We start from the raw sequence: 11,561 nt of genomic DNA, 5'->3' as shown, positions 1-11,561 counted from the left end.
GGAACGCCGCCCTCACCACCCTCGACCCCGGGGCGGCGCCCAGCGCCGACGCCTTCGCCGAGAGCGGCGACGTCCTGCTGCTCAACTACCCGGGCGAGCTCCACGATTCGGCCCGCACCGCTCAGCTGCCGCCGCACGCGTTCCTCGGCTCCGCCGTCCGCGAGGAGCCCGACGACGCGGAGGTCGAGGAGTGGCTCGCCGCGTCCGAGGATCCGGTCGTCTACGTGAGCTTCGGCAGTTTCCTCTCGGTGCGCGACGACGTGCTCGCCCGGGTCGTCGAGGCCCTGGCCGGCGTCGAGGCCGGGGGCAGGCCCGTCCGCGTGGCTCTCGCCTCCGGCGCGACCGAGCGCGCGGCTCTGGGCGAGATCCCCGAGGGCTGGCTGGTCCGCGGCTTCCTGCCGCAGGTCGCGCTCCTGCGCCGGGCCGCGCTCGCGGTCAGCCACGGCGGCAACAACAGCGTCACGGAGGCGATGACCGCGGGCGTGCCGCTCGTCGTCCTCCCGTTCTCGACGGACCAGTTCGCGGGGGCGGCCGCACTCGAGGACGCCGGGTTCGCCGCCGTGCTCGACCCCAACGCCGCCTCCGCGCGACAGCTCGCGGAGGCTGCGCGGCGAATGCTCGCACTCGACGATTCCGCCCGGGAACGGCTGGCGGCGCTCGCCGAGGGCCTCGCCCGCGAGACGGGACCGCAGCGGGCCCTCTCCGCCCTGAGCGGAGCGACCGTCCAGCGCTAGCCTGGGCCGATGGTCGAGCCGACACCCCAGGACGCGCCGCTGCGTGCCGAGCGGAACGCCGCGCGGGCGGAGCCGATGCTGGCTGCTCTCGGCGCGTTCGGGCGCTTCGAGGGGATCGTCCCTCCGCTGTTTGAGGCGGCCGTGCGGATCCTGCACCCCTCCGACGACCCGCCCCGGCGGTGGCGCGAGGTCGCCGAGCGGGAGGGGACGCTCCTGCATCCGTTCGCGCAGTGGTACTCGCTCACCGGCGAGCATCCCGACGAGTACGCGGAGCCCCGCCTCGGAGTGCTCCCGCTCGACGAGCTCGCGGCCGTCGCCGCCGTGCTCGCGGAGCACACGAGCACCCCCGAGGACTGCCTCGCCGTGTTCTGGGAGGGGTTCGGCGTGCTGAGCGGCGGGTCGCGGATCCTGATCTCCCGCGCGGACGCCTCGGACGAGCTGCCCGAGTGGATGAGCGACACCCGGCCGACCGGCTGGGAGCACCCCGAGACCGCCGCCGCGGCGACGGTCGAGCTGCCGGGGCGGGAGGGGCCTCTGCTCTCGCTCGACGTCCGGGTGCTCGAGGACACCGCGTGGGCGCGCGCGGCGGGCTTCGCCGACGCCTCCGGGCTCGTCGTGCAGACTCCGCTCGCGCTCTGGCCGGAGGACCGGGCCTGGTACCTCGCGAGCGAGGTCGACTTCGACTCGACGCTGATCGGCGGCTCGCGCGCCCTCGTCGACGACCTGCTGCGGCTCTCCGCCGCGGGGCGGATCGAGGTGCTCCGGCTGCCGGAACAGGTGGACCTCACGAGCACCGGTGACCGGCTCAACCCGAGGCGGCGGTGACGGGGTGAGCGACGAGGACGACGAGCGCTGGCTCGTGGTGAAGGGCCGCCGGTGGCGGGGCACCGACCGCTCGCTGCCGGAGGACGTGGTCGCCGTCCTCACCTCGCACCTCGGGCGCGGGCGCTCGGGAGTGCGCTCCGCCAGGCTGCACGAGGACGCGGAGGCGGAGGCGCTGGCGCGCAGGAGGGTCGGGCTCGCCAAGCACGGGCTGGGCGAGCGCGGACCGGCATGGTGGGACGAGCCCGAGGCCGATCGGCTCGAGCGCGCCCGCGAGGCGCTGCGGGCGCTCGAGGAGCTCGACGCTCCGGAGGACTGACTCGGCTTCTGCATCCCCCGAGCGTGCTCGTCGGGCGAGGCGGGCGGCCTCGGCGGGGGCGGTCCTCCTCCACAGGCCGCGGTTCCGCGCGCTCTCCCCGGATCCGCTCGGGCACTCCCCGCCCGCCTCGCCCGACGAGCACGCCCGCCCCTAGCGGAACCTCACCACGAAGCCGTCCTCCGGCCCGGTCGGGAAGCTCTGCAGGCTCACGCGCAGATCCTGCCCGTCCTCGACGTCGTACGGGTGCCCCGCGGCCAGGAGCTCCAGCGCCGCGGACAGCAGGTCGACGGTCGCCGGCTCGCCCGGGCACCGGTGGTCGCCTCCGTAGTGCCCGCCGCCCTGGGCGATGAAGCCGTTGCGGTCGACCGGCGACCGGAACCGCTCCGGATCGAAGCGGCCCGGCGCCTCCCAGTGCGAGCCGTGGTCCGTCGCGTAGAGGTCGAGCAGCATCCACTGCCCCGCGGGAAGCGTCTCGCCGCGGAAGTCCAGCTCCCGGCGGGCCCTTCCTCCGACCATCGGGAAGAACGGGTAGAAGCGCCGCACCTCGTTCGCGAACGCGACGCGCTCCTCCTGGTCGGCGAGCCGCTCCCGCCACTCCGGATGCCGGTGCAGCGCGAGCGCCGCCAGCACCACGAAGCGCCCCACCGCGACCGTGGGCCGCAGCAGGTTGATCAGCTCCACCGCGGCGACCTCGACGGGGAGGAGGCCGCCGTCCTCCTTCTCGTGCGCGATCCGGTGCAGGGGAGTCGGGGAGGGTCCGGCCGTCCGGATCGCCTCGATCAGGCCGCGCGCCCACCGCTCGGTCGAGCGGCGGCGGAGTCGCGCGGCCCAGTTGGGCGGGCCGAAGCGCCCGGCGTTGTCGATCATCGCCCGGAGCTCGTCCGTGCGCCGCAGCACCTCCTCCTCGTCGGCCTCGATGCCGGCCCAGGACAGGACCGCGCGGCCCAGGATTTCCGCGGCGACGTCCTGGAGGCGGACCCGCTCGCCCGTCAGCCGGGCGGCGGACGCCTGCCACTCCCGCGCGAAGGCCGAGACCAGCCTCGACCGCTGCTCGGGCGTCTCCACCAGATCCAGGAACATGCGCTTCCGCCGCCGGTGCGGCTCGTCCTCGAGGGTCTGCACGCTGCCCTCGTCCTGCAGGAGGTGCAGCACCGAGCCAGGCAGCGCGCTCTCGCGGTCGAAGCGCCCGCCCTCGGAGAAGAAGCGCGCCGCCTCGATGCCGCGCGCCATGATCACGGGCCGTCCGAGGATCCGGGTGCGGAACGCGTCCGCGCCCACGTCGTCGAAGCGCCGCGTCCCGAAGAAGTAGCCGTCGGCGAGGACGGCCGCGCTGCTGTCGACCGCGGGGAGGACGGGGATCGAGGCGGCGATCAGCCGGCCGATCCCTCGGTGTCGTCGCCCTCGGCCTGCGAGGGCTTGTCGACGCCCGCGTCGTCGACGTGGTCGTGGTTCTGCGGGTTCTCCTGCGGCTGCTCGGTCCGGTCGGTCATGGTGCTCCTCTCGCGTCGGCGCGGTGCGCGCCTCGCGGCCACGGTAGGAAGAGCGCGGCGGACCCGGGTACCCCGTTGACTCGCGGGGGAGGGGCGGGCAGACTCCGCCGCCCTCAGCGCCTCCGCAGGAGGACCGGCGCGGTCGCCCAGACCACGGCGAGCAGCAGCAGCACGCCTCCGCCCGCCCAGAGGCCTGCCGGCCCGCCCAGCACGACGTCGAACACGAAGCCCACGACTCCGACGAACAGCAGCGATCCCGCCGCGAGGCACACCGTGACCACCCGGTTGCCGAACCGCACCAGCTCGGCCTTCCTCCGCCGCTGGAACAGCAGCCGGTGGGCGATGACGGGCGCCAGCGCCAGGATCGTGACGCACGCGGCGAGCAGGACGAGCACGAGGTAGAGCGCCACGTCGGGCGGCGCGAGGTCGGCGAAGCGCTGCTGGAAGCACAGCGTCAGCAGGAAGCCGCCCAGGATCTGCGTGCCGGTCTGCACGACCCGCAGCTCCTGCAGGATCTCGTTCCAGTTGCGGTCGGATCGCTCCTCCACCGTCTCGTCGCGACCGGAGTCGGGGGCGGAGGGGTCGACGGGTCGCTCGCTCATGGGACGAGGGTAGAGCTCAGGCGAGCAGGGACTCCGCCAGCGAGATCGCCCCGCGCACCCCGGACTCGTCGCCGAGCGCCGGGCGCACGATGCGGATCCGCCCGCCGCCCGTCCCCGTCGCTCCGGGCGCGCCCATCAGCCGCTCGACCTCGGCCTCGACCGCGGGGACGAGCCCCGGCGTCTTCGACACGCCTCCGCCGACGACCGCGAGCCGCACGCCCGCGACGTAGGCGAGCGTCGTGACGAGCTGCGCGAGGTAGTAGGAGCTGAAGCGGAGGTTGGCGGCCGCCTCCTCGGGGCCGAGGCGGGAGCCGTCGACGCCCCAGCGCGCCGAGATCGCGGGACCGGCGACCAGGCCCTCGAGGCAGTCGCCGTGGAACGGGCAGGTGCCGGCGAAGCCGTCCTCGGGGTGGCGGCGGGGCAGAAGGTGCGCGACCTCGGGCCAGCCGCTGCCGGCGAGGAGCCGTCCGCCCGCGATCACGCCGCCGCCGACTCCGGTGCCGACGGTCAGGTAGACGAAGTCGTCGACTCCGGTTCCGGCGCCCCAGCGGGCCTCGCCCAGGGCGGCTCCGTTGACGTCGGTGACCAGCGCGAGCCGCGCGCCCGGTGCGGCCGCGCCGATCGGGCCGAGGACGTCGGTGCCTTCCCAGCCGAGCTTCGGCGTGGAGGTGAGGTGTCCGTAGGTCGGCGAGCCGGGGTCGATGTCGAGCGGGCCGAAGGAGGCGACGCCGACCGCGGCGACGGTGCCGTCGACTCCGTGGCCGCTGACGAAGCCGGCCAGATCGGCGAGAGTCTCGGCGGGCCCGCGGGTCGGCAGGATCGTCGTCGCGAGGATCCGCTCGGGATCAGCGGCGTCGGCGACCGCCGCGACGACCTTCGTGCCCCCGGTCTCGATGCCGACGAGGAGGGGACGGTCGGCGGTGGCGCTCATGGATCTCCAGGGCTGGTGCGGTGCGTCTCGGGTCTCAGCAGGCGGACAGCGAGCGCACCTGCGCCGACAGGGTCAGGGGGCTGCCGAGGAGCAGCACCTGATCGAGGTCGTGGCCCTGCATCTTCACACGGGTGCTGCGCGGCAGGCAGGTCGGCTCGCTGAGGTAGAGCGGGGCGCCCTGCTTCGCGGCGACCGGGCCGACGGCCAGCGCGTCGGCGAAGCCGGTGGCGGTCGCGAGGTAGACGGTGTCGCCCAGCTCGGACGGCGGGAAGACGTCGTTGAGGCGTCGGCTGGTGTCGTGGCGGTCCGTCCCGGCGATGCGCGACACGGTGCCGGCGATCTTCGCGGCGCGCAGGTCTGCCTCGACGGCGGTCGAGATCGACGGCGCACCGCCGAGCAGCTGCACGGAGGAGGGGTCGAGTCCGGCGAGGGTGTCGCGGGTCGGCTGGTCGAGGCGCGATCGGGCGCCGTCCACGAGGAGGACGGGCTCGGCGCGGCGGCCGGCGATCGGCGCGACCGAGAGGGCGTCCGGGAAGTTGGTGCCGGTCGCGACGAAGACGTTCTCGTAGCTGCCGTCCGGGAAGGCGTCCTCGACGATCCGGCGCGAGGTGTCGTAGCGGTCGACGCCCTCGATGCGCTCGGTCGGGATCCCGAGGGCCCTCACCTGCTGGAGCACCGAGTCGCTCACGGAGAGGGCGCTGCCGACCACGACGATCCGCTGCGGGGCGAGGCGGCGCAGCTCGGCCGCCACCACGGCGGGCAGGACGCTCGGGTCGGTGAGCAGGAGGGCGCCGCGCTGCTTCGCGGCGGCGGGGCCGGCGCTCAGCGCGTCCGGCCAGTTCGCTCCGCTGGCGAGGTAGACGACGGGGGCGCCGTCGGCGAATCCGGAGGCGGTCACCGCGACGGCGGTCGCGTACCGGTCGGTCCCGGCGAGGCGGGCGACGTCGGAGGAGTAGGCGGACGGGAAGAAGTCGATGCCGCTGCGGCCGCCCGGCGGCACGGAGACGACCGCGCGCTCGTCGAGGCGGGCCAGGCGCGAGAAGTACTGGTCGTCGTAGGCGGGGTACCCCGGCTCCACGAGGCGCAGGAGGTAGTCGCCGGCGGGCAGGGCGAGGTCGCTCGTGTCCCACGCGCGGGCGGCGCCGGGGGCTCCGGTGACGGGGACGGTGTCGAGGAGCGAGTACGTCCCTCCGTCGACCCACCAGGCCTGCACGTCGAAGGAGGGGGAGGAGACGCCGGGGACCGCGTCGGCGGTGATCGATCCGGACAGCTCGGCGGTGCGCAGGAGGGAGATGGCGACGGACTCGTCGGTTCCCCGGGTCGTCCTCGCGGCCTCGGCGACCGGGGTGTCACCGAACCAGGTCGGGTACCAGTCGTCGCTGCCGATCAGGTTCGCGCGGACGGTGAGGGGCTCGCCGCCGGGAACGGGGAGGGAGAAGTCGGCGCCCGTGTCCGCCTCGGCGACCACGTCGCCCTCGGCGTTCTGGACCTGGACGTAGAAGGACGGGTTCGCGGGGGCGGGGTGCTCCTCATCGGCGTCGCGGAGCGCGATGGTGCCGGAGAGGACGACCTCGGCGGCCGCCTCCTGCGCGGCGCTCGCGCCCGGGAGATCGGGGGCGGCGACGGCCGGACCGGCGGCGAGGCCGGCCAGCAGGAGAGCGGAGACGCCGATCGCGGCGAGGGGGCGTGCGGGCACGGCGGGCCTTTCGGCAGGATCCGCGGGAGGCCGCGGCGGACACGGTGTCTGAATGCTAGCCGCCGCCCGCCTCCGGGCGAGGGCGGGTGTCGGCGGGATGGGCCCCCGTCCGGGGGACGATGGTGGTGGATTCCCGGGGCCGCCGGAGGAGTCCGCGCGAGCAGGCTCCCCCGGCGACCCGGGTCGGATCCCTTACTTGACGACCGCTGCGGTGGCGGCGGAGGTGCGCGTCGCCGTCGTGTAGTCGGCCTTCTTGCCGGTGACGGTCACCGTGATCTTCTTCCCCACCGTGGCGCTGGTCGGCTTGTAGGTGGCGGAGGTCGCCCCGGAGATCGCGGTGCCGTTCGCCTTCCACTGGTAGGTGAGGGCCACCGGCGAGGGACCCCAGGTGCCCGGCTTGGCGGTCAGGGTGGAGCCGACCTTCGCGGTGCCGGTGATCGTCGGGGTCGCGGCGGAGAGGATGCCCGCCACCACGGCGCTCGTCTTCGCGGAGGTCTTCGTCACGGCGGTGAATCCGGACTTCGACCCCGTGACCGTCACGGTGATCGTCTTGCCGAGAGTGGCGCCGGTCGGCGTGTACGTCGCGGACGTCGCCCCGCTCAGAGCGGTGCCGTTCGCCTTCCACTGGTAGGCGAGGGCGACGGGGGAGGGGCCCCAGGTGCCGGGCTTCGCGGTGAGGGTCGAGCCGACCTTCGCCGTGCCGCTGATGGTCGGCGTCGCGGCGGTGATCGCGCCGCCGGTCACGGCAGCGGTCCCGGAGGAGACCCGCGTGGTCGAGACGTAGCCCGACTTCGAGCCCGTGACGGCGACGGTGATCACCCTGCCCGCGTCGGCTGCGACCGGGCGGTACGTGGTGCCGGTCGCCCCGCTGATCGCGGTGCCGTTCGCGAGCCACTGGTAAGCGAGGGCGACAGGGGAGGGCCCCCAGGTGCCGGCGCTCGCCGTGAGCGTCGAGCCGACCGCGGCGGTGCCGGTGATCGTCGGGGTGGCGGCGGTGAGAGCGGTGCCGCCGATGACGACGCTTCTCGTCACGCCGTCGCTCTCTCCGGCGGAGTTCAGAGCGCTCACCCGCAGCGTGTAGGCGGAACCGACGGTCAGATTGGAGAACGTCTGCGAGAGCTTCGACGCCGACACCACAGTGGTCCAGGGGCCGGATCCACTGTTGTCGATGCCGTCGCGGGACACGCGATACCCGGTGATCGAGGTCCCGCCGGTGTCGGTCGGAATCTTCCAGTTCAGGGTCGCGCTGCGGGTAGAGCTGTCGGGGATCGCCACGACGGAGCTCGGCTCGGAAGGTGCGCGGTGCGGCTCGACGACGATCGTGGTCGTCGCGGACTCGCCCTGACCGATCTTGTTGAAAGCGGTGACCGAGAAGGTGTACTCGGTATTCGCCTTCAGATTCGTGAAGGTCTGGCTGTAGGGCTGAGCGGAATCGCTCCGCACGGTGCTCACAATGGTCGACCAGGGTCCGCTGCCGCTCGCGTCAGTGCCGGACCGGCCGACGCGATAGCCGAGAATCGGCGAGTTGCCGTCCCCGACGGGCGGCTGCCACGTCACGACGACCCGCCGATCGGAACCTGCAATCGCTCGCAGTTCTGTGACCGGCATCGGGGTGGAAGTGCTCCACGATGCGGTTGCGCATGCTGGTTCGCCGGAGGAGTACTCCGGCGTCTCGTCGCCCATGTATGCGAAAGTCTCCGCAACGATGCAGAAGTTGTACTTCTGCCCCGGCTTCATCTGAGTTGTGGCCTCCATCGTTTGCGAGTCGACGAGGTCCCCGTCGTAGTCCGGATAGCCCTCAGCGGAGGAGTACCAGTGATAGCGATCGAAAGAGCAGAGCATCCCGTCCTTCGTCGGCGGAGCCCATCGCCACGTGACGGTTCCGGTGCCCGACACTTCTCCTGTGACCTGAGCCGGAGCCGGCGCAGTCCACCAATGGTCGAGTGCCGTGGTCGCGGTCGTGCTCTGGGTGCTGGAAGGCACGAGCAGGACTCCATCGGAGCCTCCCTCGAAAGGAACGCTGAAATCGGTGACGCTCGCCACTTCGATGTAGTAAGGGTCCTGGTCGGAGCGGAGATCCACCGTGATCGACGTGGCCCCTGAAGCGGAGTAGAGCCGGACGGAATCGTTCCATCCGCCGCCGTCCCACCAGTCGCCCTTCTTCATGTAGATGTGCACGCGATAGCCGGCGACCTTCTGCGCGGGTGCCGTCCACGAGATGGTGACGGCGTCCGTGCAGCTGTTGTCAGAAGCGACGACGTTCGTCGGCGCGGCCGGCGATCCTGCGGCCTGGGCCGGGGTCGCGACGAAGAGGGAGAGGAGCAGGGCGAGGAAAAGGGAGGCGCTGAGGGTCTTCGTTCGCATGGAGGAGGGCATCCGGATTCGTCGGAGCGAGAAGGCCGACGACTGTCGGGCCGGAGGGATCGTCCCATGCCGCTTATCGCTGCCCTAAGTCCCCCATTCAGGGCGAATTCGGCGGATTCCACAGATGTCATCAGCGCGATGACAAGAGAGAGGGATAAGGCCTTCTCGCCGAGAGGCGCAACGTCGTCCCTCCGAAAGCCGCCTCAAGGCGAGAGTCGCGGCGGCATCACAGCGCCCTGCGGAAGACCGGCGGCGTTTTCCCGCGCCGCCCCCACTGTTCACGCGCGTTCCGTGCGCCCCACGGCGAGAACCGCACGATCGGCGCGTGCAAGACTGGGCGCGAGCGTGCTCCATCCCGTTGCGTCCTGCGCGGGGCACGGAGCCACTGGACCCGGTCCGCTCATCCGCATCCTTTCGCAGGAGGACTCGAATGACCGATACCGCCGTGCTCGCCGAGGCACCCGCCCGAACCCCCGTCGCGAAGACGATCCTGATGTGCCGTCCCGAGCACTTCACCGTCGTCTACCGCATCAATCCGTGGATGGACCCGCAGGTCCCCACCGACACCTCCCTCGCCGTCCGGCAGTGGCAGACCCTCTACGACACCTACGCCGATCTGGGCTTCACCATCGAGCTGATCGAGCCCGAGGCCGGACTGCCGGACATGGTCTACGCGGCCAACGGCGGATTCGTGATCGACGGCATCGCCTACGGCGCCTCCTTCACCTACCCCGAGCGCCAGCCCGAGGGCCCGGCGTACATGGACTGGTTCCGCTCGGCCGGCTTCGACGTCCGCGTCCCCGAGGAGGTCAACGAGGGCGAGGGCGACTTCCTCCTCGTCGGCGAGCGGATCCTCGCCGGCACGGGCTTCCGCTCCGCCTCCGACTCGCACGCCGAGGTCGCCCGCGTCTTCGGCCGCGAGGTCGTCACGCTCGAGCTCGTGAACCCGTCGTTCTACCACCTCGACACCGCGATCGCCGTGCTCGACGACACGAACATCGCCTACCTTCCGAGCGCGTTCAGCGAGGAGGGCAACCGCACCCTCCGCGAGCTCTACCCCGACGCGATCCTCGTCTCGGAGGAGGACGCGTCCGTGCTCGGGCTGAACTCCTTCTCCGACGGCCTCAACGTCGTCATCGCCTCCCGCGCGACGGGCTTCGAGCGCCAGCTGCGCGAGCGCGGCTACAACCCGATCGGCGTCGACCTGTCCGAGCTGCTGCTCGGCGGCGGCGGCGTGAAGTGCTGCACGCTCGAGCTGCGCCGCTGACCCACTCCCCGTGGTCGGCGACCAGCAGCGCCGACCCACCCTCCACTGTCCACGATCCGTCGCGCTCGACGCCGAGTGCGACGACTCCTGGAGAGTCGATCGTCCCCTCAGGAGGAACGACATGAGCATCACCGACACCGACACCGCCCGCTCCGCCGCCCTCATCGCCGCGGAGGAGGAGCACGCCGCCCACAACTACCACCCGCTGCCCGTCGTCGCGGCCACCGGCGACGGCGCCTGGATCACCGACGTCGAGGGCGTCCGCTACCTCGACTGCCTCGCCGCCTACTCCGCCGTGAACTTCGGCCACTCGCACCCGGTGCTGCTGGAGGCGGCCCGCGAGCAGCTCGGCCGCGTCACCCTGACCAGCCGCGCGTTCCACAACGACCGCCTCGGCCCGTTCGTCACGGCGCTCGCCGCGCTCGCCGGCAAGGACATGGTCCTGCCGATGAACACGGGCGCGGAGGCGGTCGAGTCGGGCATCAAGGTCGCCCGCGCCTGGGGCTACCGGGTCAAGGGCGTCGCTCCGGGCCGGGCGAACATCATCGTCGCGGCGGGCAACTTCCACGGCCGCACGACCACGATCATCTCGTTCAGCGACGACGCGGAGGCGCGCGACGGCTTCGCTCCGTTCACGCCCGGATTCCGCACGGTCCCGTTCGGCGACGCGGAAGCCCTCGAGGCCGCGATCGACGACGACACCGTGGCGGTGCTGATCGAGCCGATCCAGGGCGAGGCGGGCATCGTCGTGCCGCCGGCCGACTACCTCCCGGCCGTCCGCGAGATCACCGCGCGCCGCAACGTCCTCTTCATCGCGGATGAGATCCAGTCCGGCCTCGGCCGCACCGGCGCCACCTTCGCCTGCGACCTGGTCGGAGTCGTCCCCGACGTCTACCTGCTCGGCAAGGCGCTCGGCGGCGGCATCGTCCCCGTCTCGGCCGTGGTCGCGGACGCCGACGTGCTCGGCGTCCTGCAGCCGGGCCAGCACGGCTCCACCTTCGGCGGCAACCCGCTCGCCGCGGCCGTCGGCCTCGCAGTCGTCGAGATGCTCGCGACCGGCGAGTACCAGGCGCTCGCCCGCGAGCGCGGCGCGCAGTTGCACGCCCGCCTCGAGGCGCTGATCGGCCGCGGAGTGGTCGCCGTCCGCGGCGCCGGACTCTGGGCCGGCATCGACATCGACCCGGGGCTCGCCTCGGGCCGCGCCGTCTGCGAGGCCCTGATGGCCCGCGGAGTGCTGGCCAAGGACACCCACGGCTCGACGATCCGCCTGGCGCCGCCGCTCGTGGTCACCGCCGCCGAGATCGACTTCGCCGTGGACGAGCTGGAGGCCGTGCTC

The 11,561-nt window shown here is 72.9% G+C and carries 10 protein-coding genes; 5 read left to right on the top strand and 5 right to left on the bottom strand.

Features of this window, described 5'->3' with window-relative positions; translation table 11 throughout:
* The 3 genes from C5D04_RS16540 to C5D04_RS16530 form a co-directional block, all read left to right on the top strand.
* Positions 1–734: glycosyltransferase (locus C5D04_RS16540; RefSeq protein ID WP_308471773.1), on the top strand; the 734-nt coding region annotated here is incomplete at its 5' end.
* Between the two features lie 9 nt (positions 735–743).
* Positions 744–1,559, top strand: coding sequence for a hypothetical protein (locus tag C5D04_RS16535; protein ID WP_104348051.1), 816 nt, complete (start codon positions 744–746; stop codon positions 1,557–1,559).
* A 4-nt stretch (positions 1,560–1,563) separates the two neighbouring features.
* The gene (locus tag C5D04_RS16530) at positions 1,564–1,875 is read left to right on the top strand and encodes a biopolymer transporter Tol (RefSeq protein WP_104348050.1); all 312 of its coding nucleotides are present in this window, start codon (positions 1,564–1,566) and stop codon (positions 1,873–1,875) included.
* Positions 1,876–2,025: 150 nt separating this feature from the next.
* On the opposite strand, the gene C5D04_RS16525 is transcribed toward C5D04_RS16530, so the two are convergent.
* The 5 genes from C5D04_RS16525 to C5D04_RS16505 form a co-directional block, all read right to left on the bottom strand.
* A complete protein-coding gene (locus tag C5D04_RS16525) occupies positions 2,026–3,153 on the bottom strand; it encodes a cytochrome P450 (protein ID WP_104257905.1) in 1,128 nt (375 codons plus the stop codon).
* Positions 3,154–3,478: 325 nt separating this feature from the next.
* Entirely contained in the window at positions 3,479–3,967 is a 489-nt protein-coding gene (locus C5D04_RS16520; RefSeq protein ID WP_104256068.1) for a DUF6328 family protein, read from the bottom strand.
* Positions 3,968–3,983: 16 nt separating this feature from the next.
* Positions 3,984–4,898, bottom strand: a complete 915-nt coding sequence (locus C5D04_RS16515; protein WP_104257906.1) for an ROK family protein — start codon at positions 4,896–4,898, stop codon at positions 3,984–3,986.
* Positions 4,899–4,932: 34 nt separating this feature from the next.
* Entirely contained in the window at positions 4,933–6,594 is a 1,662-nt protein-coding gene (locus tag C5D04_RS16510; protein WP_104348049.1) for a cell wall-binding repeat-containing protein, read from the bottom strand.
* A 192-nt stretch (positions 6,595–6,786) separates the two neighbouring features.
* Positions 6,787–8,958, bottom strand: coding sequence for a fibronectin type III domain-containing protein (locus C5D04_RS16505; protein WP_181137748.1), 2,172 nt, complete (start codon positions 8,956–8,958; stop codon positions 6,787–6,789).
* Positions 8,959–9,388: 430 nt separating this feature from the next.
* Here C5D04_RS16505 and ddaH point away from each other — a divergent pair, with 430 nt between their 5' ends.
* Positions 9,389–10,225, top strand: a complete 837-nt coding sequence (ddaH, locus tag C5D04_RS16500; RefSeq protein WP_104226838.1) for a dimethylargininase — start codon at positions 9,389–9,391, stop codon at positions 10,223–10,225.
* Between the two features lie 121 nt (positions 10,226–10,346).
* A partial coding sequence (rocD, locus tag C5D04_RS16495; protein ID WP_181137747.1) for an ornithine--oxo-acid transaminase occupies positions 10,347–11,561 on the top strand: 1,215 nt, incomplete at its 3' end.

Origin of the sequence: Rathayibacter sp. AY1D2, from assembly GCF_002932695.1 — a bacterium.
In the GTDB taxonomy this organism is placed as follows: domain Bacteria; phylum Actinomycetota; class Actinomycetes; order Actinomycetales; family Microbacteriaceae; genus Rathayibacter.
Note: the sequence above shows the minus strand (reverse complement) of the source record. Positions and strands in the feature narration are given on the sequence as shown.